Below are 23260 nucleotides of genomic sequence, written 5' to 3'. Positions count from 1 at the left end.
ACAGCACAAATAAGGATATTGTATGAATGTTCCTCACCTAGAAACACCAACCAATGCGATGCCGAAAGGCGTATTGCGCGGTTGGATTATCATTGCAATTGCAGCCTTGCTGTCATTCGGTCTATATGAAATTCTCCCCTATGATCAAAATGCCAATAAAGGCTTAAGTTTATTATTCTTTATTGGCATTTTATGGCTGACTGAAGCGATCCACATCACCATTACCGCGCTCTTGGTTCCTATTTTAGCCGTTTTGGTGGGTATGCCAAGCGTTGGTAGTAATGACGAAGTCAGTCCCATCACAACAGCCAAAGCACTCAGCACTTTCGCTGACCCCATTATTTTCCTCTTTTTTGGGGGTTTTGCTTTAGCAACTGCCTTACATGTGCAAAAGCTAGATCGTAAAATTGCCATGTGGGTCATTGCCTTGTCTCGAGGACATTTGGGGCTCGCAGTACTGGCAATCTGTATCGTCACCGCATTTTTATCGATGTGGATCTCAAATACCGCAACTGCGGCGATGATGCTCCCGCTTGCATTAGGCTTACTCTCCCATTTTGATGCAGCCAAAGAACGTAAAACGTTCGTATTTATTTTGCTTGGTATTGCCTATTCAGCCAATATTGGTGGTTTAGGTACCCTCGTCGGTTCACCACCAAACGCCATTGCAGCCAAAGCGCTAGGCTATGATTTTGCTGACTGGATGAAAATCGGCTTACCGATGATGTTGCTTCTTTTCCCTGCAATGTTAGTCAGCCTATATCTAGTTTTACGCCCTAAATTAAACCATCGTGTTGAATTCAAAGCTGAAACGATTCCTTGGAATCGGGATCGCATGCTCACTATGATCTTGTTTGTGGTGACAGCTTTGGGTTGGATCTTTGGCAAGAGCGTGAGTGAGCAGTTTGGAATTAGCCAACCAGATACGTGGGTGGCGATTGCCGCAGCATGTATGGTGGTAATCTTAGGGATCGCGACATGGAAAGATATCTCTGATAACACCGATTGGGGTGTACTCATGTTATTCGGTGGTGGATTAACGCTCAGTGCGGTTTTAAAAGATTCAGGTTCATCATTGGTACTCGGACAAACCCTCGCCAACGCCTTTGGTGGTGCGTCGCCATTCTTGGTCATTGTTGTTGTAGCTGCGTTTATTATTTTCTTAACAGAGCTCACCAGCAATACCGCTTCTGCCGCGCTTCTGGTTCCAGTCTTTGCTGCAATTGCCGCACAAATGGGGCTTCCAAAAGAAATCCTTGTACTAGTGATTGGTCTCGGAGCATCGTGTGCCTTTATGCTCCCTGTGGCAACACCACCAAATGCAATTGTATTTGGTACTGGGCATATTCAACAACGTGAAATGATGAAAGTTGGTTTCATCCTGAATGTATTATGTATTGCCGTGATTTCAATCTTCTTTTACTTATTCTTTCTTTAAATAAGTCCTAAGTTATTGCATTGATTTTCAAACTTATCCGCAAAAAAATAGCCCATTTACTGGGCTATTTTTTTATCGAAAAATTAAGATGCTTTAGCGACACCTAACCACGTAAAGGTATTCGGCACATCATTTAACTGAATGCTTTGTTTGATTTTTAAGTTCTTCAAATCAAGTTCAACAATCGTTTTGGCTTGAGTATCGTTGATAAAAATCGTGTCTGAAGCAGCATTGACCACTAAACGACTTTTAGCAAGTTCAGTACCAATAACATTGTTAATCGCCTGAATTTGACCTAATCGTTGCCAAGTTTGCGTATCAATCACATGCACCGCCCCCATACTATCCAAAATAGCCAAATAGCGTCCTGTCGCATCAAATGCTTGTTGTAAGCGTTTAACTGCAGTTGAACCATCAAGCTCTTTCGCACCGATCGACCAGTCTAAACTGATGGCATTCAACTGTTGTGGATCTACAATAAACAAATCATTTGTACCTGATGCAAAAGCGGCAAATTGATTAATTTTTTCATGCCCAGCCAAAGTCGAAATACGTTGATCAATCAGGACTTTTTTATCGACAAATGTGTCTTTCTTCTGTTCAACCACCAACACCCCATCTTCACAACCAAAAGCAGCGTAGTTCGCTATCGATGCTGCCCCATGTAGACGGTTGCATGGATTTGCTAAGGTTTGTTCTTCATGGAAATGATCGCCATGAATATGATAGCTTTTTATAATACTGAGTGCTGTTGCATCAGTCGGTAAATAAGTACTGAGAACATATTCACCGCGTGGCTCAGCCACGCCATGATGTTTTTTCGGTAGCTTTTGCGTCGCAATACTTTGCTGAACAATCATTGCATCATTAAACACATCAAACTTAGACACTTCCGTATCACTGCCATCATAGAACAATGCCGCCGTACCATTGAAACTACGATAATGAGCAGGCGTTGCACCATTCAATTGGAACGTTAAGATATTTGGAGCATTAACCTTAAGTTGATTGCTTTGACTAAAGACACCGCCATCAGCAAATTGAACCACACCATCATTACGACTAACCATGACCGCATAACGTGATTGCGGGCTGCTGTACATCGCTGAAGGCGTATAGTTTAACGCTTTACTATCAATTAATTTCTGATCTTTTAGATCATAAACCGAGAGCATTGGACGATCTGCATCGGCATTAGCAATCGCCAAACGACCTTCATATGTTTGCGTCGTCGGTTGTTCTGGTTTTGGAGTGTTTGATGATGAACTCGATGAATCACCACTGCCCCCACATGCGGATAACAACACACTACTGAATAACGCACTCAGCAGATAAGCTTGTTTTAACTTATTCACACTCATTTCCCCTGTTGGACTGATTTATATTAATTTTGAAACGTTATAACATAACATTAATACAAAATTAATCATTTCCTGCATTTTTCCAACAGTAAAAAATGTATAGAGAGAAAAAATTCACTTAAGAGCATGTATTATTTGGAGAAATTATTTTTAGATGATTTTTTCATTTAAGTAGCGCCAATAGCGTTTTGGCAGGTATTGAACATGAAGTTTAATGTTTTGACGCTCCTTAATATTGATACTATTAAAATAATCTTTCCAAAGCTGATCATATAATTCTTCTTGTTGATCTAATTCTAATTGGAAGTTCTGACTCGCCCCATTTTCGATATTACGGTCAATCTGATGGGCTTCTAAAGATACTTCATGAATATCTTGTAAATCATAATAAAGACCATACTTACGTTGCTCATCATAAATCAGCCAGCGCTGGTCTTGATAACGACGCTTAAAATGCGGCTGAATCAGTGGCAACACATTAAAATCAGGACGAATTAAACTGATAAACAATTCATCTGTGGTTTTTTTAAAGCGAATGAATGCCTCCATCCGATGTTTTTCGCGCCCCACCTTTTTCGCCCATTGTGAAATCGCCAAGACACTAGAATGCGAATAATCCTTTTCAACCGAATGCTTATGGCGAAAAACATAGATACAGTAATTAAATAAATGCTGAAAGGCATCCAACGATTCGGATAAATATGCAAAATAGAACTGTCTTAACGATGACTTTGACAGGCGTTGTTGTAATGCAGACCAAATACGTTGCGCATGCTGTTCATCATTTGGAATCTCAACAACAGTAGCAAATAATCCATGCTGCGCGCCTTCATTTAAACAGAGTTGAACTTGAAATTCTTTAAATTGAAAAGCACGAAAGACGCAATTGAGTAAGCCCACCATTGAACCATCAAAGTAATAATAAGCAATACCATCACTTAACATCACTAGAACCCTAAACTCAGTTGAGGTGAAAGTTGTTTGACATACTTAGATGAGCCTTGAGTCAGAATTTGTTGACGTATGTAATGAGAAGAAAGTTCCTTTTGGAAGCGTGGACTGTCTTCACAACGAATAAAAAACTTAGCACGTGAATACGCCACACCTAATTTTTTCAGTAAATCAGTATGTATCTTGCCAAAACGTCGCGCTTGCACGATTTTCTTGGCCGACTTCACTCCAATACCCGGTACACGTAAAATCATACGGTAATCTGCACGATTTAGATCGACAGGAAACTGCTCAGGATGTCGTAGTGCCCAACTTAGTTTTGGGTCAACATCTAGATCAAGATGAGGGTGTTTTTCATTGACGATTTCGTTGACTTCAAAACCATAAAAACGCATCAGCCAATCACTCTGATAGAGTCGATTTTCACGTAACAATGGCGGTGCAGAACCCACCGCAGGCAAGTAATTATTTTCCGTGTTGATTGGGATATAGCCTGAGAAATAGACACGTTTGAGTTTAAATTCTTTGTAATGTCGATCTGCCATCACCAGCACATCTTGATCTGTTTCTTGATGTGCACCGACCACCATTTGCGTGGTCTGTCCTGCGGGTACATATTTTGGCACATGTTTAATAATTTGACGTTCATCTTTGAGTTGAATCAGTCGATCTCGTACTAAGCCTAAGTCTTTTTGTACTTCTTGATGTGATTTTTCAGGGGCAAAAGTTTTTAATCCGACCTCAGTTGGCATTTCCAAATTAATGCTCATCCGATCTGCATAAAGCCCTGCTTCATGAATCAGCTCAGGCGATGCTCCCGGAATAGTTTTAAGATGGATATAGCCATTAAAGTTTTCTTCGAGACGCAGTTTTTTCACCACTTGCAGCATTCGCTCCATGGTGTGATCTGCAGATTTGAAGATGCCTGAACTCAGAAAAAGCCCTTCAATATAATTCCGACGATAGAAATTAATGGTCAGGTCAACCACTTCCTGTACGGTAAATGCAGAGCGTTTGACGTCATTGGAACGGCGTGACACGCAATAAGCACAGTCAAAAATACAGACATTGCTGAACAAGATTTTCAGTAGAGAAACACAACGTCCGTCTTCGGTATAGCTATGGCAAATCCCTGAGCGACTAGCATCACCTAAACCCTTATCTTTATTTTTACGGTCGCTACCACTGGATGAACAGGACACGTCATATTTGGCTGCGTCCGCAAGAATTTGCAATTTTTCACGAATGCGATCAGACATTTCAAACGACCTGATGAGAACAAAGAATATCGTTTAAAAATTAGCATTTCCAAGTTGTGAAATTAAGAGCATGGGAGATGCAATGCGTCATGAGGTGACGTATAGTTGATTACTTAAATATTAGCGATAACCAAATTTCCCAATCCTTTCATTTAGATAAAACAATGATCCTAAATTTTTATAAATTACTTACCCAACGGCTTGATGTCAGTAAAGATCAAATTTGGCGCTGTTTGATTCAAACCCCTCTCTATGCTGGTATTCCAATATTTTTTATATTGTCCGCTTTTTTCGCACCTAACGATTACTTCTCTATAGAAATATTTAAAGTATTCTATGAAATGTTCCTTGCCACACTCTGTATTGCATTGATCTACTTCATCTTGGTTTTCCTTCCAACCTATTTAGTTCAAGTTTTATTGAAAAAATATAAAGCCCTCAATTTCTTTTCGATTATTGCCTATGCAGTTTTATTTACCGCTATTGTCCCTAGCCTGATTATGATTTTAAATACTGCTCAAATTAATATTATTCCATTCGGGTTTTTTCTTATTTTCTGTTTCTTCTCCCTCACATTTGCCCTGACCAACTGGATTTTATTACTCATAACTGCAAATAAAGCAAAAACTTCTTCAAAGCTGGAATACCCTGATTAGCACCTCAAAGCTGGTTGCAAAGTTAAGTTCATGCTTACTTCTTTATTTCATCGAATAAAAAGTGAGTACATTCTCATGATGGACTTCTAAGCGCCAACTACGAGTATGATCAATAACGTCTAAGTTCACTCCTACAGACCAACTAAAAATATCCCAATGCCTTACAAAAACCTTCCATTTGGTTTTGATGACATGCTCGTCATAAAGCATATAAATATTTTGATCAAAAGGAATCTTGCATTGAAACAACCATTCTCGAACTTTGGCAATTTCAATATCAGAATTCCAACTTTCAGAAATATCTAACGCAACTTCATATACGAATGACTTAGGAATCTCTTTAGATATAAGGCGAATAAATTCAGTCGCTTCAAACCCTTTTAGGAAACATGTCCGTTTGGATAAGTATGTCTCTAACGCCGATTCATCGATGAGGAAAAATAAACCAGATGGCAATTCAGCATAGTTTTCCCAACGTTGGAACTTACTTTCATAATCTATCAGATACATGATTTGCTTTAATTTTGGTCTAGATGAAAAACAGTATAACTTGAGCTATAACCTTTGCCACTACTCCGCAAAATCCTTATACTTAACCACAATTTTTGTTTGATTCCAGTGGATGCACCATGAGTCGTGCTATATCGCATATTGATACATTTCAGGGCTTAATTCTTGCCCTACAAAACTATTGGGCGGAGCAAGGCTGCGTCATATTACAACCATATGATATGGAAATGGGTGCAGGGACATTCCACACTGCAACCTTCTTACGTGCATTAGGGCCAGAAACTTGGAACGCGGCATATGTTCAACCTTCACGTCGTCCAAAAGATGGTCGTTATGGTGAGAACCCTAACCGTTTACAACACTACTATCAGTTCCAAGTTGTATTAAAGCCAAACCCAGATAACATCCAACAGCTTTATCTCGACTCTTTAAAAGCCATCGGGATTGATACTCTGACCCACGACATCCGTTTTGTGGAAGACAACTGGGAATCTCCGACTCTTGGTGCTTGGGGCTTAGGTTGGGAAGTCTGGTTAAATGGTATGGAAGTGACTCAGTTCACTTACTTCCAACAAGTCGGTGGCGTTGAATGCTACCCTGTGACTGGCGAAATCACTTACGGTTTAGAACGTCTAGCGATGTACTTACAGGGTGTAGACTCAGTTTACGATCTTGTTTGGACCAAAGGTCAATTCGGTACAGTGACTTATGGTGATGTGTTCCATCAAAATGAAGTTGAGCAATCGACTTATAACTTTGAATACGCGCCAGTCGATAAAATGTTTGAATTGTTTGACTTCTATGAAGCTGAAGCCTCACGTTTAATCGAAGCTGAACTGCCACTTCCTGCTTATGAACAAGTGATCAAAGCATCTCACTGCTTTAACTTACTCGACGCACGCGGTGCGATTTCTGTGACTGAACGTCAGCGTTATATCTTACGTGTTCGTACTTTGGCGCGTTCTATTGCACAAAGTTATGTGGCTGCTCGTGCGAAACTCGGCTTCCCGATGGCAGAACCACATTTACGTGATGAAGTATTAGCTCAGTTAAAAGCACAAGTTGAGTTCGATGCAGCCCAAGCTGAAAAAGCGAAGGAGAAGAAATAATGACAAAGCATACTGTTTTATTCGAACTTGGCTGTGAAGAACTCCCACCAAAAAGCTTAAAAACTCTACGTGATGCTTTAAAAGCTGAAACGGAAAAAGGTTTAAAAGATGCAGGTTTAAACTTTGCCTCAATCGAAGCTTATGCTGCTCCACGTCGTTTAGCACTTAAAATTGTGGATATTGATGCAGCTCAAGCAGATACACAAAAACGTTTTGACGGTCCTGCCGTACAAGCTGCTTATGATGCTGAAGGCAAACCGACCAAAGCACTCGAAGGCTTTATGCGTGGTCAAGGCATTACGGTTGACCAGCTTTCTACTTTCCAAGCAGGTAAGGTTGAAAAAGTTTGCTTCTTAAAAGATGTAAAAGGTCAAAGCCTTGATGCTTTACTGCCACAGATTTTGCAAACTGCGTTGGATAACTTGCCAATCGCCAAACGTATGCGTTCAGCAGCAAGTCGTACTGAGTTCGTGCGTCCTGTGAAATGGGTCGTGTTGCTGAAAGATGATCAAGTGGTTGAAGCAACCATTCAAGATCACAAAGCGGGTAATGTGACTTATGGTCATCGTTTCCATGCCCCTGAAGCAGTGGCTTTGGTGCATGCTAACGATTACTTAGCGACTTTAGAAAAAGCATATGTGGTAGCAGACTTTGAAAAGCGTCAAGCGACCATTCAAGAACAAGTGAAAAAATTGGCGGATGATGTCAAAGCGACTGCAATTGTTCCTGCAAACTTGCTTGATGAAGTGACTAGTTTAGTTGAATGGCCAGTCGCATTACGTGCGACTTTTGAAGAACGCTATTTAGCCGTTCCTCAAGAAGCTTTGATTACCACCATGCAGGACAACCAAAAGTATTTCTGCTTAATCAATGCAGAAGGTAAATTACAGCCTTACTTCATCACTATTTCAAATATTGAGTCGAAAGATCCGATTCAAATTATTGAAGGCAATGAGAAAGTTGTACGCCCGCGTTTGTCTGATGCTGAATTCTTCTTCTTACAAGACCAAAAGCAACCACTTGCAAGTCGTAAAGAAAAATTAGCCAACATGGTATTCCAAGCGCAATTGGGTACGCTTTGGAATAAATCAGAACGTATTGCAAAATTGGCTGTAGCGTTATCACCAACCACAGGTGCGAATGTTACTGATGCTGAGAAAGCAGCTTTACTTGCGAAATGCGACTTAACCTCTGAACTCGTTGGTGAATTCCCTGAACTTCAAGGTATTGCAGGGACTTACTATGCCCGTCTTGAAGGTGAAAACACCGAAGTTTCAGAAGCGCTAGGTGAACAATATTTACCTAAGTTTGCAGGTGATGTATTACCACAGACTAAGACAGGTACAACCATTGCCCTTGCTGATCGTTTAGATACCCTAGTCGGTATTTTCGGGATTGGACAAGCGCCGACAGGTTCTAAAGACCCATTTGCACTCCGTCGTTCTGCGATTGGTATTTTGCGTTTAGTGATTGAAAATGAACTTGATGTAACGATTGAAGAATTGGTTAATTTTGCACTGCAAGGTTATGGCGACGTAGTTAAAGATCATGACAAGACGCGTGCTGATGCAGTTGCTTTCCTTGAAGGTCGTTATCGTGCCAAGTACGAAGATCAAGGCGTTGCGGTTGATGTTCTACAATCAGTTCAAGCACTTGCACCAAAATCGCCACTTGATTTTGATAAGCGTGTGAATGCGGTCAATCACTTCCGTACTTTACCTGAAGCGGCTGCTTTAGCTGCTGCAAACAAACGTGTTGCCAATATTCTTGCGAAAGAAGCAACGCCTGAAGGTGCGGTGGTTGAAGCGAATCTCGTTGAAGCGGCTGAAAAAGCACTTTATGCGGAATTATCTGCTTTAACACCAGTGGTTCAGCCTTTGCTTGATGCACGTAACTATACTGAAGCGTTGTCTAAGCTTGCTGCCCTTCGTGCGCCTATTGATGCGTTCTTTGAAGGTGTCATGGTGATGGCGGATGATGCTGAATTAAAAGCGAACCGTTTACGTTTATTGGCTCAGTTGCGTGGCTTGTTTACCGCTGTAGCGGATGTGAGTGTATTGCAGGGTTAAGTATTTATAATACTTGATCTTTCAAATAAACCCCACTATATATTTAGTGGGGTTTATTTTTATAGGCAATAATCATACAAACTTTATTGCAAATTACCATTCTGTGATTTATCTGAATATATTACTGATACTTAACGTCCGGCTCACCAGCGCCCAAACCGGAGCGATTTTTGTGGCAAAGTGTAGCGTAGCGAAACCCACAAAAAGCGCGTAGGTTTAGGCGTCTGCGTGGAGCCGTTTGTTATACATTTTTACTCTAATGGTGAAGGCAACTCTTCTTCGAACTCTTCAAGGTTACTATTTTTGAGAAAGTAGAAGAATGTAGAATCTATTGCAAAAAGAAGCCTTTTCCCTTGGTCATAGTCAATTAAAGGTGGATTCAATTTTTTCTTGAACTGTAGATGAGATATATTGTGTAGAAGGTTACTTATATCCCCCGGCCTAACATCCTCTGCCCGATGATGAATCGCTTTTATTCCATTATTAATATCAGCTCTAGATAAGCCGCCGACTATGCCGTCATACCCTTTTTGAGCAATAACTCTTACTAGATAATAAGGAAGGTGAAGGGGTGCTTTTTCTTTTCCTTTAGAATGAGTCACGTTTCCAGACGCCAATAATTCTAATGCTTGCTGGTGATTTTCTCGGTACTCATTGCATTTTTCTGCTAAGGCATCATCTGCATAAGAATCATTCGCCAAATGATGGCTATCGCCTTCATGAGTTCGATTAATGCCAGCAAAATTACAGCAAGCCTTTAATAGCTCTTGAAGCACACCAATGCTCCCGAATGAGTTTGCGATAAATTTGGCAATAATGCTTTCACTAATAGTAATGTTTAGTTGTTTACACCCTTTCTCTACCACGCGTCTAAAATCAGCTTCGTTCCAAGGCTCTACGGGAATATCATTAACTCTATCCGTCAAGTCAGGACAAAATGTCCTCAACCTATCTTTTTTACGCCAGACTCCAAGGACGACAAATATTATACCGGTTTCCTGGAACGTTCTTAGATCAAATGAAAGCTCCCTTTGCTTTTCTTCATCCAAATAATGGAAATTCTCTAAAATTATCTTTTTGCTAAAATTAATTTTGTGCAAAAGCTCAGATATATCTTGCGCTACAGCCAAGTTAAACGGGACTGTTTGATATGTTGTTGACTTTTTCTCGCCCGCACCTATCGAGCCTGCTGCGCTGGCCTCACCTTCTCCAAAAAATAAGATTTTTGCTTTAGCCTTTATGCCTACACTAGCAGAAGAGGTAGATGATTCTTCACTTTGATTAGCAACCTCAATCTCCACTCCAACTTGTCTCAAAATGCTCGAATAAATGTCGGATATATTTGTATTTGGGGTGAGTCGAACAACGATATTTTCATCATAAGGAAGATGTCTCGATACCAAGGCAGTTTTACCCTGCTTTGATGCGCCATATACGACGACATGGTTTCCAGTGGTTAGTGATTCACTAAACCTTTCATCGATTTTATCCCGTTCGATATAAGAAAGTACTTGATTAGGACTCACTCCAAAGACTTCATTTAATTCTGGCATATTCTCGATATTCCTTATGTATAACGTAGAGTTAAGTGGCAGACCGTAGTGGAGCAGATGTTGTGCAATAATGTGCGAAGCACATGCACAACATTTGCGGAACGTAGGACTATCCACTTGAACGACTTGTTGTGGAGATTAGTATCACTGCCGAGCAATGCCCATAGAATGCACTTGGCCGAAACTAGCGAAAAATTTACGGCGGCTGATCCAGCACGGCACCCAAAGCCCGACCAATAGAATGCGTTTTGTTCCCAACCTTCTTACGGTGCCTGCGGTTACGCATCACTGCATACTGCTTTTATGGTTTGCACTTGGAGCGGCACAGGTTCAACCTACCAATAGAATGCATCACCACTATAAAAACAACATAGTTCAAAAGAACCCGTCGATCATCGTGCACACGATGCTTTATAGAATCACCAATGGTGACCACGCGATCTGCACAACTACTCTTATGCGGCAGTGGTGACACATAAGATTCCAAATTCTGCCTCATAAGATACCTATTTTGATTAAAAGTAAAACGTGCAAATATTGATTTTTGTTGAATTAAAACTATCATGAGGAAAACAAGGCGTCAACGCTCATCAAATGTTTGATTAACAACCCGATCTTCTGAATTGGATGAAGCAGTAAATACACTACAAACATATGTGCTATCGAACTGAATAGGCATAATATTTACTCACTGTATCAATTTCACATCACCTACATTCTTTTCTTGAACTTGGCGATAAGCTATAAAACTCTATTGCAATAAGATCGCTCAAAGGAAAGAAAAGAGGATGAACAAAGTAAAAGTTTTATGTTTCGCCACTACACTGATCGCATCGTCTTCTCTCTGGGCAACGGATACAACCACGACACCAACAAATACATCGAGTGAAACCCAATCCAATGCTAAACCCTATGGAGACAATCCAAACTTAGCGCGTGTTTTGCTCTATAAAGCAGGCAAAGGCATGCAGAACCTAGGTGATTCGATTCAAGGTGCATCTGAAAATACATCACAAAAAATCGGTGAAAAATGGAAAAACACCAAAGAATACAGTGCTGAACAGTCCGTCATTGTTCAAGAACAAACTGAGAAAGCAAAAACGTATACTGCAAAGAAATGGCAAGACACCAAAGATGCTGTAGTGGGTACAAATGATGGAAATGTACCAATTGAGCGCGGTGATCTAAGCTCACCATCATCAAATTAATACGATTAAATAAAACTTATAGGAATGCATCAAATAATGATTAACAAGCCATTCAAAATAACCCTATTGACCATAGCAAGCAGTATTGGGTTCACTGCATGTTCGCTTACACCAACTCAAACCGTATTTCCCATCACCCAGTTGGAGCAAGTTGAGAATATTGATGCGCTACCTGATACAAAAACAAATATTGCAACGCTCAGCAAATACAAAGACCGGTGCGTGATCAAATTTACAGGCTACTTAGAAAGTGGTGAAAGTACCGAAACATGGACGTTTAGAAAAAATAAACTCAATCGCGCACTTTCGGAAACCTCACACTACGAGCTCAAAAGCCCACTAAATAGCACAACTCAAAAACCTGAGTTAGATCAAAATACTCGCAAAGTCACCATATTTGATATTCAAAACACTGACGTAAAAAGCAACTTTAACAAGTTAAAAAGCCATTTTAGCCAAACTAATTTAGACCAATGTCACTAATCGTTCCTCAATAATTAAAAAAACTCGTTGTAGATATCTATATCTGCAACGAGTTATGGCACTTTTAAACACGCTTTGGGTCAATTTAAACTATAAAAAATTAACTCAATTTGATGATAAGCCACTGCTCGCAGCCAACACATCAATACGTGGGAATACCAAACCAGTTCGCGTATCAGTAACTGGTTTACCGGTTACTTTCAAACGATTGATGGTTTGATCAATGCTTTCAGTCGGACTCACACTATTGGCACGCAACAATGCAATCGCCCCTGCCACATGTGGTGCAGCTTGTGATGTCCCGCCCTGAGTTTCACCGCCAGCAGTAATCAATGCACCTGGTGCAAGTAAAGTGACCAATGAACCACCATTACTAAAGCAAGTCACTTTGTCAGCAGTCGTGGTCCGATCTGTACAATTACTCCATGCCATATTCCCCAGATTACTATCGTACACTGCCCCTACACGCACCGCACCCGCAACACAAGCAGGTGAAGATATCCCATCTGCAAATCCATCGTTACCCGAAGCAACTACAGGAGCAACACCTGCTGCTCGTGCATTGGCGAAAGCAGTGGCATAACTACTGTTTTGACATTCAGACGTATATTTCACCCCAGATACACCTAAACTCATGTTAATCGCTTTAATATTATAAGCTTGAGCATTATTCACTGCCCAATTAATGCCTGCGAGGATATCGCTATCATAGGCAGTGCTCACCCATTGACCTTGATATCTGACCTTTCTAAATGCATCGATGCCAATGATTTTGGTTTTAGTCGCAACTTTGGCGACAATCGCTGAAACATTACTGCCATGTCCATCATCATCTAAGCTGCCGTCATCAGGCGCACTGTCAAAGGAATGTACCACTCGACAAGTCGATGCAGGGGTATTGACTGCGGTACAGCCAAAGTCAGCATGTTTATAATTTACACCTGTATCAATCACCACCACACTAGATCCATCGCCTGTAAAGCCATTCGTTTCAGCTTGTGGTTGGTTAATTAAAGGGAGACTTTGCATCGTGGTCGGTGAATTTTTTCGGTTCGGGTAAACACCCTTCACTGACGGATCATTTAAAACCTTTGCTAATGTTTCACGATCTTGGATGCGATATAAACCTAAAGGCAGTCCATTAAACTCACGTAAAGTTTGAAAGCCTGATGCTTTGGCAAACTTATTTTTAAACTGTGTTTTGCCTTCAGCAATATAACTCCGCTTTTCAAGGCTTGGCGATATATGAGAAAAGTTCGTCTCATATTCAATCAGTAAATCATTAGATTCATTACTCACCAAGGCATTTAGATCAATTTTTCCTTGGGCAACTTTGGCTACTGCGCTTGAACTCAACTGCTGCTTTAATTGAGTTGCATTTAAAGCTGCAGCAGAAGAGCTTGTACTGTATAAAGCACATAAACTTAGTAATAATAACGTTTTATTTTTCAATTTATATCTCCATTGTTCTCGGATAAAGAACATTTGAATCTCTAGTGGTCTTGGGTAAAGTCCACTAAACGATTAAAGCGTTTTAATTTCATTTGCAGGATCTTTTTCTGGATCTATCGGTTGAATCGCAGGATCACTTTTGGTGTTATAAAATTGCGCCTCTTCATTCGACTGTTCCGATTGATTCAATAAAGTTGTTGTTATTTCAGTGGTGCTGTTCTCCTCTTTGTTTAATGTTGTTGGAATAGCTTCAAGATATTCATCTTTCATCTGATGGATATACTGATCTTGGGAAGATGTTAAGGGATCGGATGGCTGGAAATAGAGCACGATCGCGCCCACTCCAATCAATAAAAGTAAAAATGCCGCGATCTTTTTCATTCATATGCTCCAATTTTTTTTACTGTTTATCGCAAGGTTTTGTTTGAATCATCTAAAAGATAAGTTTTATTAACTTTAATATTCACGTTAATTTTAATGTTTTTTCCAACATTCAAAATTGTACATAAAAATTCGTTATTGCGCTCAACTTTTAGACAGCTTTTTACCTCGACGTAGAATCATTTGAGAGATGTATGGTTTTCTATAAAGACAATTGAATTTAATGAAAAACCAAAATAATTTTTCCACACTTTTAGACCAAGCAATAAAAATGCCACTTTTAATTTAGATGATTTGAACTTGATATTTGGCTCCCCCATTCATTCTTTAATTTCCTTATAGAAGCGCATTTGGTTTTATTTTTATCTATTTAATCGTCAATTAACTTGTTTTTACTTATAATTAAAATTATATTTTTCACATATTTAGTTTCCTAATCTCTCTCCACAATTTATCTCTATAGTGTGTTTAAGCTGTAATCTGCTTGTAAAGTTTTGCTGAAATCCATAGCTTTCTCCTTTTTGCTCGCTATGATGCAATTGCGTTTATGAAGTGCCCTGATATGGCACATCACTTAAGGAACCGCAATATGAAAAAAATGATCAAAACTGCTATCGTGACAACAAGTATTCTTGCTTCTGCATCTGTCTTTGCTCAAAACGTCGGCGCAAATGCAAGTGGCTCAGCCCAAGTTTCTGTTCAGTCAAACGGCTTAATTAAGGGCGTTACTGGTACAGTTAAAAATACCGCACAAGGTGTTGGCCAAGCAGCACATCATGTTGGTCATACCGCTGTGAATACAGGTGTAAATGCCACTCAAAAAACCGTTGGTGCGGCTGCGAATATCGGCTCAAATGTTGTTCATAGCACAGGCACAGCGATTAAGAATTCTAAAGACTATGCAGTAGATAAAGCCGTTGATGGTAAAACATTTGCAGCAGATAAAACCGCACAAGTGGTACATAGCACGGGCACAGCTGTTAAAACTTCAAAAGACTATACGGTCGATAAAGCCATTGATGGCAAAAACTTAGCGGCTGAAAAACGTGCAGAAGCAAAAAAACGTTATCAGGAACGTAAAGCTGAACCAAAATCAGTGGGTCTGAATACCCAAGCAGGCGTTCATGTTGGAAATTCATCTGTTCAAGCTCAAACAGGCTTAAATGCAGATAAAAAACAAGCACAAGCTGGTGCAAATGTTGGTGTGAAAGTATTAGGTGTAAACGCCAATGTAAACAGCAATGCAAAAGTCGGCGCAAACTAAGCTCGACATATTCACCACAAAAAAGCCTTTTGAACGTTCAAAAGGCTTTTTTTATTAGGCAAATCTTTTAACTCAACAGAATTGTAGCTTGGTCTGCTCATCTGCATTATTTTCAATAAAATGACTTAATCCTTCAGCATCACAGCATAAAGTCAGTTGCTTATAGCTCACACTACAAAAATCAGCATACTGCTTAAAAATCAATGGAGACTGATCTAAAGGCAATGCTTCGCCTAATGGAATCAATTTATGAATACCACGATCATTCATGGTGAGTAAGTAGCGATCATTATTCAAATCAAGTTCGACCAAAGCATTCGGCTGAACCTTTAATGGCAAAAGATACTGATGATTTGCAGCAATAATATCTGTCGCATAACTTTCGAGTTTTAAAGTCACCACATTGAAAACCAAAAAGTTTTGTTGCGTCGTTCCGACATTCGGACTCAAAGCTTCAGCGTGTTGCACAAAATGCGGAATCGCGCCCAACTTATGTAGGTTCTGTTCAGTTCCTTGTTTAAGCTTAAATAATTGCTGCACCAGTTTTTGCTTCATGGTTGCATCAAAATAACGCTCATCCAATTGCAAGTCATTATTTTCCAATATTTTTAATAAAGCACGATGATGTCGGTGCAATAAAGCATCCAGCACATGGCGATAATAAAATTTACTTTGCTTTTTGACTTCTCGAACACGTCGATAGAAATAGGTGATATCAAATGGCTTTTCAACGAAATCATTTAAAAGTTCTGAACTGGCCAACACAGAGAGTGCCTCATGCCCTGTAAAAGGTAAATGAATCACATGCATCTTTGGCAACAACGGCTGGATCTTTAAAAAATGCTCTTTATCTTCAGCATAATAAGGATCATAGACAATAATGTATTCACGTGCAGGATCGACTTCATCCGATTGAATCTGCATATCTTGATGAATTGATGCATCAAAAAATTCAGCATAACGACGGTCTTGCACCATGTCAGGATCGATGGAGTATTGCGGAACAAAAGCCACGATTTTTTGCATATTCAATAAATTTGAATATTTAATCGCAGCATAACCGCCCATCGAGCCACCATAGCCCACAATCTGTTTAAATTGCAGCAAGATCGATTGAATCTGTTGCTGCATGGCAAGCATGCTGCTTTTAGGAAACCATGTCTTCTGCTTCGGCATAATGCCGATGACGTTGTATTGATATTTTATTAATGATTTTTCAGCATTAATGGACATGCCTTTAGCGCGACTAATCAAATCGCCAAACGAAACCACTAACGTGTCACTTGAACCTTTTAAAAAAATAACGCGAATATGATCATCTTCAAATATTATTTGTTTATCCATGCTCACACTGAAAAATATTCCTAGGTGTGAATCAACAAGTCATCAAATGATGGCTTTGCCAATCCTTAATTGCGGAGTATCTTATTTTATAGAGATCAGTCAGATTAAAAAGCGCAAAAAATGACACAATCCTTACATCCTACCGCACAAAAAGGCTTTAGTTTGGGGGCTAAACTGTACCAACAAGTTCGACCCAGTTACCCACAAGAAACAGTCATTTGGCTGCAAGATCGGCTCCAAATAGGTGAAAATTCAACTGTTGTTGACCTCGGCTCTGGGACTGGCAAATTCTTACCTTACTTGATTCAGACACAAGCAAAAGTGATCGCAGTCGAGCCTATCTTAGAAATGTTGCAACAACTCCAACACAGCCATCCCAACATTGAATGTATACAGGCATCCAGTGATCATCTTCCTCTAAGCGATCAGTCAATTGATGCGATTGTTTGCGCGCAGTCTTTTCATTGGTTCTCAAATATTGAGAGTCTAAGTGAAATGCATCGCGTATTAACCGCATCTGGGCATGTCGGCTTGATTTGGAATCAGCGAGACATTGAGGTCAATTGGGTGAAAGCGTTAGCTGATGAAATTGCACCATTTGAAGGAGATAGCCCACGTTATCACAGCGGGAAATGGAAGCAGGTTTTTGACGGTCAGAATTTGTTCAAACCCATCGATGTACAAACATTTCAATTGATGCATCGCGGTACAGTCGAACAAGTGGTGAGTAAGCGTCTGCTCTCTACCAGCTTTATCGCAGCCCTAGCACCAAGCGATCAACAACAACTCAAAACCAAGTTCGAACAAATTGTATTTGATTTTACGGGATTAACTGCGCAAGATCAGATAGATTTCCCTTATGTCACTTATGCTTATCATTTTCAAAAAATATCGAATTAATGAGTTTATTTATGAAAGCTATATTTAAAACAACACTTGCCATGAGCTGCGTATTGGGCTCAGCCTTGCTGCTCAGTGCATGTAATAAAGACCAAGAGCCTACAACGCAAAATGAAGCTCAAACCAATTCAGTCAATGATGCAATTGGTCAACTCAATCCAATGCCAATTAAACAGTTTGCAACCACGGCTGATGATGCACATGATATTGCGATCTTGGATGAATATGAGCAACGCTTTACCGAGATGACCGATAGTATGGAAATTGAATTGGCGAAAATGAAACAAGATGGCACTTTAACAGCAGAGTTTGAACAGCAGCGCCAAAAAGACAATGTACGTTCTGCACTCAACATGTTGAAAGACTTGGAACTCAAAACTGAACAAGGTCGCTATATTCAGGGTTTACTTTATGATTACTGGAACAATCAAGCCAAGGCTTTAGAACAAAGTCGTTATTCTAATCCATCTCAAAATTCGACCGATCAGGTCGAGCAATTAAATGGCTATCTACATGCGCAAAGCCAATTGCATCATTGGAAAAGTTCACAAACGGCCGAAAGTTAATTGATAGAAAATTTCAAGATTATATGAAGCTTTCTCAATATTTTCATAATAAAAAGCCCATTCTTTTTTATAAAAGAGCGGGCTTTTTTTATCAAACTGGTATTTTAAATCTTCTGTCTTTCGACCCATTCAATCGAACTCACACGAAATAATTCGCAAGCGCCATCGCCTACACCACCAGGTGTCAAAGATGATGTCCAGACCAGATCTTTATCACGCACCTCAACCAACTCACCCTTTAAATTGACCAAATCGCCACGCTTTACCTGCTTAATTTGCTTTGCGATTTCAGGATTGGCAGGAATGATGTGCATATTTGACACCATTTTTAATGCTTGATCAGGTGATACAGGTAGTTTTTTCATGTTCCAGTTTAAGTACCGATCATACTGACGCACGGAAATCGTGCGTGCAATCTCTGGATCAGCAAACAGGTCTAAACTGACTGCATAATCGATAGGAGAAAACTTCGCTTGTTCATCATCGTGATAAACTTTTGAACCGAGTATACGAAAATTCCCATCAAACGGTTTTAATACCGAAATAGACTGATATTTCACAACAGGCGATAAACCATTGGCAATATTATATTCTGCCTGATTGGTTGATGCATGTGTTTGCCCCATTGCAGCAACCATGCATAAACTGATCCAAAGACGTTTGTTCATGGCTCGATCATCCTCAAAAATGACTAAAATCTTAGAACATCATTCCTTAATACTATGCCTAGACCGTGAATGAAGTTGCTTTTTTTAGTAACAATCAGCTTCACTTTGGTCATATTTTTGTGCCATTAGAAATTAAAACCATGGCTATTCAGCAAAATCAATTCGTACAGTTTCGAACCTGACCCGTCCCTCACTGATTGCTTGCGCAATCGCCTGCTGTCCTTTACTCAGACGCGCACCACCACTTTTAATATCAAGTAAGATCACTTCAATATCTTCGGCTTCACCGTCACCATCTCGAAAATCGGTATAACCATCAAACACCACATAATCGACTGGATCCCCTAAAAACTTAGCATCACTGGGTAAATACCGAAACTCAGGCAAAATCGGTGCAAACTGCTCTGCCATTTTACCTTTCAACACCGCACGACTGGTATTTACGCTACGCTTCTGCGCATCTAACAATGCTTGCTTATGTTCCAATTCGAGTTCAGCAATGTATTGCTCATACTCGGCTTGAATACGCCCATTACGACTATGAGACAAAATAAGCGTCGTCAGCACCACTCCAATACATCCACCAATCAGCATTGCAAGCCAAATTGACATAAAAATGTTCCTTATCTATCGCCGTGCTATTTAACTGCAACATGAGGGTCTATTGACATTTCAGCCATGCATTGCGTTAAAGGCTAAAACCACACAAACAAGGCGTGAAACGTAGGCAATGGCGATCCCCTTGTCAAGTTTCACAACGAAGTTTGAGGCAGTTTTAGCCATAACCCTGCGGGACAGGGACATTTTTTGCCGCTACTACGTTATGTCTTGCTCATTTAGAATACTAAATTTCGCAAACCATGCCTTGTATCGTCTAAAAAATATCCTCTGTCGCAAGCATCTGTGAAATGTCAACAGACCCTAAACTTTTGTCATGTGTAACACACTCTTGCCAAAAAGATGCTAAGGTATGATTGAATATAAGAGACCTGTTAAAAAAGAGTTCATGAAGACAATATTAATCGCAAATCAAAAAGGTGGTTGTGGTAAAACCATGACTGCGATCACCCTTGCCACAGCATTATCACAAAAAGGGTATAAGGTTGCTTTAGCAGATGCGGACAACCAAAAATCTTCATTACAATGGTTAAAACAACGTCCAGAAACGGTCACTGAAATCCAAAGTCTTGATTGGCGACATGAGAAATCAATTGGCGACGCGCCTAAGAATCTTGATTATTTGATCATTGATGCACCCGGAGCACTTTCAGGTGAGCATGCTGAACAGTTGGTCAGCGAAGCACATGCGATTGTGACGCCAATACAACCGTCATTCTTTGATATTGATAGTACCCGTCGCTTTCTCAAACACTTGCAAGAGATCAAACGGATTCGTAAAGGAAAAGTACAAATCCTATTGATCGCCAACCGCGTCAAAGCAAACAGTGCCAGCTCCAAAGATATCCAGAACTTCTTTACCAAAATCGAGCACCCTCCTGTCGCTTGGATTTCTGAACGTAGTGCTTATGGTACGTTGGCGATGCAAGGTCTAAGTATTTTTGATAAACCACAGAAGAATTTTGTGCTGATTCAAAACCAATGGCAGCCTGTTTTAAACCAGTTGGTCGATGATCCCAGTGAGTGGTTCTAAGCTTTGCAAAGAAACGTAATCTTTTGATATTAAATCTTAAAAGATCAGCAGGAAAATATCCCTAAACTGGTTTTTCAGTTAATATGGATCTATTCAATTTCCAGCACTAGAGAAAACTATGGTGCAACAATACGCTCCCGTATTACAACGCGTTTTGCTGTTTGGACTGTTCTTTGTCTTAATGTTTTTGGGATTTAATATCCTCAAATACTTTATTGTTCCTGTCCTTTGGGCTGCGATTATTGCCTATATGACTTGGCCTGTTTATCTATGGGTACAACGTCGTTTTTTTGGCGAGCATCGCCCTACCCTAAATGCCACGATTATGATCAGTTTGGTCATTTTGGTGATTGGGGTTCCATTTATTTTCGCGATCTTTATGTTGCAACTTGAAGGTCGTAATTTATATTTTAATTTACAAAAACAACTCTTTTCAGGGCATGTTCAGATCCCTGATTTTATTAAGAACCTGCCGATTATTGGCGGAGACATTAGCCACACACTGAATGAATTAAGCAGCGATCCGAATAGCATTGCAAAAAATATCGCGGAATGGATTCAAAGCCATTTGAGCTATGGTCGTTTTGTCCTGAGTGAAATTAGCCGTAATTTGATCAAACTGACGTTTGCTCTGATGACCCTGTTCTTTTTCTATCGTGATGGACAAACCATATTGGCACAAGTCAGTCGTGCTTTAGAAATGGTGATCGGGCCGCGTGTCCACCATTATCTACAAACCATCTCAGAAACAACACGTGCTGTTGTGTACGGCGTTGGTTTAACTGCAGTTGCACAAGCACTTTTGGCGGGTTTAAGTTACTTCGTCGCAGGTGTACCGAATCCAATGTTACTGACGATTGTGACCTTCTTTTTAGCCCTGATTCCATTTGGTACGCCTATTTCATATTTAGGTGTCGGGCTATGGTTATTTTCTCAAGGTCAGACCGTCGAAGCAATTGGTGTCATCGTATGGGGCGTACTGATCGTCAGTAGTGCAGACAATGTGATCCGACCACTGGTAATCTCAGGTGCAACGCAGATTCCATTCATCTTGATTATGTTTGGTGTACTCGGCGGTGTCGCTAGCTTTGGCTTAGTCGGTTTGTTTATTGGTCCTGTAATTTTGGCCGTGTTACTGGCGATTTGGCGTGAATGGCTACATGAAAATGTGGAAGAGCCAGTTGCAGCACTTGAAGCACCACCTGATACGAAATAGTTAAAAGACTGTGGGTATCTTAAAAGATATCCACAGTTTGCTTGAAAATTCATTTATTTTTCCATTACGAATCTTTAAAACAATAACTGTGCACGGATTTTGCTTATTCTTTTTACTTGAAAAATCAACTCAATCTTGATGCAAAAAAATGATATGCCTCATTGATCAAACAATACTTTTATAAGGAAAATTTGTTTGTATGATAAAACCCAGACCCATTGAAGAAAAATAATCATGAACAGTCTTTATGTGCTCTTCAATCGCTTTAGATCGAATTCAATTCTGCTGTATTGCCTACAAATTTTTATTGTTTTAATCGGTACAACCCTGCTATTGCATGGACTTGGTCTGAGTCAATTTATTGTGCCTGTCACACTGGGTGCAATTGCAGCAGCCCTGACTGACTTTGATGACCGCTTAAGCATCCGACTTCGAAACTTGTTTTATGTCTGTGTACTGTTCTTTACGGTCAGTACAATCTTAGCCTTTCTCGCACCTTATAAATTCTGGTTCATCGTTTATTTGAGTCTATCCAGTGCTGCTTTTGTGCTGATGGGCGCTTTAGGTCAACGCTATGCCACGATTTCATTTGGTACGATTTTACTTTCTATTTACACCATGTTTGGATTGGGTGATTATCCGCATTGGTACCAGCAACCCAGTTACTTTGTCTGTGGTGCACTGTGGTACGGTTTCACCTCAATCATATTTTTTATCATTCGCCCCACACTGCCACTACAAGAAAAAATTTCGACTATTTTTAAAGAAATAGGAGAACTCTTACAAATCAAAGCCAAACTGTTTGATCCAGACAATGTAGATAATGTTGAAGCACTGTTGTTTGAACTCTCACAAAAAAATGCTCAGGTGGTGAATAGTCTCAATCAAGCCAAGCACTCCTTACTTTCTCGACTCAAGTCTTCCCGTATCAATAACACCAGTATCTATTGGTTAAATTTGTATTATTTTGCCCAAGATATCCATGAACAAGTGACCTCTAATTATTTGCATTATGAAAAAATTCATCAGAACTTTAGCCGCAGTGACTTAATTTTTCGTATCCAAAAAAATATGTTTCTACAGGCCACTGCCTGTCAGAAGCTCAGTCAGTCACTGCTGCATAAAACGGCTTTGTTGCACAAACCTATCTGTAAAGGGTTTTTCAGCGATATAATTTTCAAATGAAGAAGCCTACACACAAAATCTACCGCACAACCAATT

21 protein-coding genes and 1 pseudogene are annotated in these 23260 nt (G+C 40.0%); 12 read left to right on the top strand and 10 right to left on the bottom strand.

Annotated features, from left to right (window positions below; genetic code table 11):
• The first annotated feature begins 22 nt into the window (after positions 1–22).
• On the top strand, positions 23–1438 hold the full coding sequence (locus tag MMO38_RS11270; protein ID WP_004673071.1) for a DASS family sodium-coupled anion symporter: 1416 nt from the start codon (positions 23–25) through the stop codon (positions 1436–1438).
• Positions 1439–1521: 83 nt separating this feature from the next.
• Here the strand turns inward: MMO38_RS11270 and MMO38_RS11265 are convergent, their stop codons facing one another.
• The 3 genes from MMO38_RS11265 to MMO38_RS11255 form a co-directional block, all read right to left on the bottom strand.
• Positions 1522–2799: a hypothetical protein gene (locus MMO38_RS11265; protein WP_241323606.1), complete on the bottom strand. Its 1278-nt coding sequence runs from the start codon at positions 2797–2799 to the stop codon at positions 1522–1524.
• A gap of 150 nt (positions 2800–2949) precedes the next feature.
• On the bottom strand, positions 2950–3744 hold the full coding sequence (locus MMO38_RS11260) for a TIGR03915 family putative DNA repair protein (protein ID WP_241323605.1): 795 nt from the start codon (positions 3742–3744) through the stop codon (positions 2950–2952).
• 2 nt (positions 3745–3746) lie between these two features.
• Positions 3747–5009 (bottom strand): putative DNA modification/repair radical SAM protein, encoded by a 1263-nt coding sequence (locus MMO38_RS11255; RefSeq protein ID WP_241323604.1) that lies wholly within the window; start codon positions 5007–5009, stop codon positions 3747–3749.
• A gap of 164 nt (positions 5010–5173) precedes the next feature.
• On the opposite strand from MMO38_RS11255, the gene MMO38_RS11250 reads away from it, so the two are divergent.
• A complete protein-coding gene (locus tag MMO38_RS11250) occupies positions 5174–5665 on the top strand; it encodes a hypothetical protein (protein WP_241323603.1) in 492 nt (163 codons plus the stop codon).
• 42 nt (positions 5666–5707) lie between these two features.
• Here MMO38_RS11250 and MMO38_RS11245 read toward each other — a convergent pair whose 3' ends face one another.
• Positions 5708–6175, bottom strand: a complete 468-nt coding sequence (locus MMO38_RS11245; protein WP_241323602.1) for a hypothetical protein — start codon at positions 6173–6175, stop codon at positions 5708–5710.
• 119 nt (positions 6176–6294) lie between these two features.
• Here MMO38_RS11245 and glyQ point away from each other — a divergent pair, with 119 nt between their 5' ends.
• Both glyQ and glyS read left to right on the top strand, forming a co-directional pair.
• The gene (gene glyQ / locus MMO38_RS11240; protein WP_241323601.1) at positions 6295–7284 is read left to right on the top strand and encodes a glycine--tRNA ligase subunit alpha; all 990 of its coding nucleotides are present in this window, start codon (positions 6295–6297) and stop codon (positions 7282–7284) included.
• Positions 7284–9353 carry a glycine--tRNA ligase subunit beta gene (gene glyS / locus MMO38_RS11235; RefSeq protein WP_241323600.1) on the top strand — a complete coding sequence of 690 codons (2070 nt, stop codon included), beginning with the start codon at positions 7284–7286 and terminating at the stop codon, positions 9351–9353. The genes glyQ and glyS overlap by 1 nt, the downstream gene beginning before the upstream one ends.
• A 251-nt stretch (positions 9354–9604) precedes the next feature.
• On the opposite strand, the gene MMO38_RS11230 is transcribed toward glyS, so the two are convergent.
• Positions 9605–10906 (bottom strand): hypothetical protein, encoded by a 1302-nt coding sequence (locus MMO38_RS11230; RefSeq protein WP_241323599.1) that lies wholly within the window; start codon positions 10904–10906, stop codon positions 9605–9607.
• Positions 10907–11694: 788 nt separating this feature from the next.
• Between MMO38_RS11230 and MMO38_RS11225 the strand changes: the two genes are divergently transcribed.
• Positions 11695–12114: a hypothetical protein gene (locus MMO38_RS11225; RefSeq protein WP_241323598.1), complete on the top strand. Its 420-nt coding sequence runs from the start codon at positions 11695–11697 to the stop codon at positions 12112–12114.
• Between the two features lie 36 nt (positions 12115–12150).
• On the top strand, positions 12151–12597 hold the full coding sequence (locus tag MMO38_RS11220; protein ID WP_241323597.1) for a hypothetical protein: 447 nt from the start codon (positions 12151–12153) through the stop codon (positions 12595–12597).
• 105 nt (positions 12598–12702) lie between these two features.
• Here the strand turns inward: MMO38_RS11220 and MMO38_RS11215 are convergent, their stop codons facing one another.
• A complete protein-coding gene (locus MMO38_RS11215; protein WP_034595725.1) occupies positions 12703–14049 on the bottom strand; it encodes a S8 family serine peptidase in 1347 nt (448 codons plus the stop codon).
• 72 nt (positions 14050–14121) lie between these two features.
• Positions 14122–14430 carry a hypothetical protein gene (locus MMO38_RS11210; protein WP_004673097.1) on the bottom strand — a complete coding sequence of 103 codons (309 nt, stop codon included), beginning with the start codon at positions 14428–14430 and terminating at the stop codon, positions 14122–14124.
• 589 nt (positions 14431–15019) lie between these two features.
• On the opposite strand from MMO38_RS11210, the gene MMO38_RS11205 reads away from it, so the two are divergent.
• Positions 15020–15694 carry a hypothetical protein gene (locus MMO38_RS11205; protein WP_241323596.1) on the top strand — a complete coding sequence of 225 codons (675 nt, stop codon included), beginning with the start codon at positions 15020–15022 and terminating at the stop codon, positions 15692–15694.
• Positions 15695–15766: 72 nt separating this feature from the next.
• On the opposite strand, the gene MMO38_RS11200 is transcribed toward MMO38_RS11205, so the two are convergent.
• Complete coding sequence (locus MMO38_RS11200; RefSeq protein ID WP_241323595.1) at positions 15767–17038, bottom strand: hypothetical protein; 1272 nt, start codon at positions 17036–17038, stop codon at positions 15767–15769.
• A 120-nt stretch (positions 17039–17158) separates the two neighbouring features.
• Here MMO38_RS11200 and MMO38_RS11195 point away from each other — a divergent pair, with 120 nt between their 5' ends.
• Positions 17159–17938 (top strand): class I SAM-dependent methyltransferase, encoded by a 780-nt coding sequence (locus MMO38_RS11195; RefSeq protein ID WP_241323594.1) that lies wholly within the window; start codon positions 17159–17161, stop codon positions 17936–17938.
• An 11-nt stretch (positions 17939–17949) separates the two neighbouring features.
• Positions 17950–18504: a hypothetical protein gene (locus tag MMO38_RS11190; RefSeq protein WP_241323593.1), complete on the top strand. Its 555-nt coding sequence runs from the start codon at positions 17950–17952 to the stop codon at positions 18502–18504.
• A gap of 104 nt (positions 18505–18608) precedes the next feature.
• Here the strand turns inward: MMO38_RS11190 and MMO38_RS11185 are convergent, their stop codons facing one another.
• Positions 18609–19172, bottom strand: a complete 564-nt coding sequence (locus tag MMO38_RS11185; RefSeq protein WP_241323592.1) for a hypothetical protein — start codon at positions 19170–19172, stop codon at positions 18609–18611.
• A gap of 144 nt (positions 19173–19316) precedes the next feature.
• Positions 19317–19784 carry a Holliday junction resolvase-like protein gene (locus tag MMO38_RS11180; RefSeq protein ID WP_005193778.1) on the bottom strand — a complete coding sequence of 156 codons (468 nt, stop codon included), beginning with the start codon at positions 19782–19784 and terminating at the stop codon, positions 19317–19319.
• Positions 19785–20178: 394 nt separating this feature from the next.
• On the opposite strand from MMO38_RS11180, the gene MMO38_RS11175 reads away from it, so the two are divergent.
• From MMO38_RS11175 to MMO38_RS11165, 3 genes and pseudogenes are all read left to right on the top strand, one after another.
• Complete coding sequence (locus tag MMO38_RS11175) at positions 20179–20823, top strand: ParA family protein (RefSeq protein WP_034594731.1); 645 nt, start codon at positions 20179–20181, stop codon at positions 20821–20823.
• Positions 20824–20944: 121 nt separating this feature from the next.
• Positions 20945–22039, top strand: coding sequence for an AI-2E family transporter (locus MMO38_RS11170; RefSeq protein WP_171063513.1), 1095 nt, complete (start codon positions 20945–20947; stop codon positions 22037–22039).
• A gap of 234 nt (positions 22040–22273) precedes the next feature.
• Positions 22274–23161 (top strand): annotated as a pseudogene (locus MMO38_RS11165) (YccS/YhfK family membrane protein); the annotation flags it as partial.
• Positions 23162–23260: the final 99 nt, after the last annotated feature.

This window comes from Acinetobacter sp. NIPH 1852 (assembly GCF_022549455.1).
In the GTDB taxonomy this organism is placed as follows: domain Bacteria; phylum Pseudomonadota; class Gammaproteobacteria; order Pseudomonadales; family Moraxellaceae; genus Acinetobacter.
The sequence above is the reverse complement of the archived record's forward strand: the minus strand, read 5'-3'. Positions and strand labels throughout refer to the sequence as shown.

Coding starts and splice junctions, on each gene's coding strand:
- MMO38_RS11190 (WP_241323593.1), top strand. CDS start 17,950: ATGAAAGCTATATTTAAAACAACACTTGCCATGAGCTGCGTATTGGGC.
- MMO38_RS11265 (WP_241323606.1), bottom strand. CDS start 2,799: ATGAGTGTGAATAAGTTAAAACAAGCTTATCTGCTGAGTGCGTTATTC.
- glyQ (WP_241323601.1), top strand. CDS start 6,295: ATGAGTCGTGCTATATCGCATATTGATACATTTCAGGGCTTAATTCTT.
- MMO38_RS11205 (WP_241323596.1), top strand. CDS start 15,020: ATGAAAAAAATGATCAAAACTGCTATCGTGACAACAAGTATTCTTGCT.
- glyS (WP_241323600.1), top strand. CDS start 7,284: ATGACAAAGCATACTGTTTTATTCGAACTTGGCTGTGAAGAACTCCCA.
- MMO38_RS11225 (WP_241323598.1), top strand. CDS start 11,695: ATGAACAAAGTAAAAGTTTTATGTTTCGCCACTACACTGATCGCATCG.
- MMO38_RS11195 (WP_241323594.1), top strand. CDS start 17,159: ATGACACAATCCTTACATCCTACCGCACAAAAAGGCTTTAGTTTGGGG.
- MMO38_RS11220 (WP_241323597.1), top strand. CDS start 12,151: ATGATTAACAAGCCATTCAAAATAACCCTATTGACCATAGCAAGCAGT.
- MMO38_RS11180 (WP_005193778.1), bottom strand. CDS start 19,784: ATGTCAATTTGGCTTGCAATGCTGATTGGTGGATGTATTGGAGTGGTG.
- MMO38_RS11200 (WP_241323595.1), bottom strand. CDS start 17,038: ATGGATAAACAAATAATATTTGAAGATGATCATATTCGCGTTATTTTT.
- MMO38_RS11250 (WP_241323603.1), top strand. CDS start 5,174: ATGATCCTAAATTTTTATAAATTACTTACCCAACGGCTTGATGTCAGT.
- MMO38_RS11270 (WP_004673071.1), top strand. CDS start 23: ATGAATGTTCCTCACCTAGAAACACCAACCAATGCGATGCCGAAAGGC.
- MMO38_RS11245 (WP_241323602.1), bottom strand. CDS start 6,175: ATGTATCTGATAGATTATGAAAGTAAGTTCCAACGTTGGGAAAACTAT.
- MMO38_RS11230 (WP_241323599.1), bottom strand. CDS start 10,906: ATGCCAGAATTAAATGAAGTCTTTGGAGTGAGTCCTAATCAAGTACTT.
- MMO38_RS11210 (WP_004673097.1), bottom strand. CDS start 14,430: ATGAAAAAGATCGCGGCATTTTTACTTTTATTGATTGGAGTGGGCGCG.
- MMO38_RS11260 (WP_241323605.1), bottom strand. CDS start 3,744: ATGTTAAGTGATGGTATTGCTTATTATTACTTTGATGGTTCAATGGTG.
- MMO38_RS11185 (WP_241323592.1), bottom strand. CDS start 19,172: ATGAACAAACGTCTTTGGATCAGTTTATGCATGGTTGCTGCAATGGGG.
- MMO38_RS11175 (WP_034594731.1), top strand. CDS start 20,179: ATGAAGACAATATTAATCGCAAATCAAAAAGGTGGTTGTGGTAAAACC.
- MMO38_RS11255 (WP_241323604.1), bottom strand. CDS start 5,009: ATGTCTGATCGCATTCGTGAAAAATTGCAAATTCTTGCGGACGCAGCC.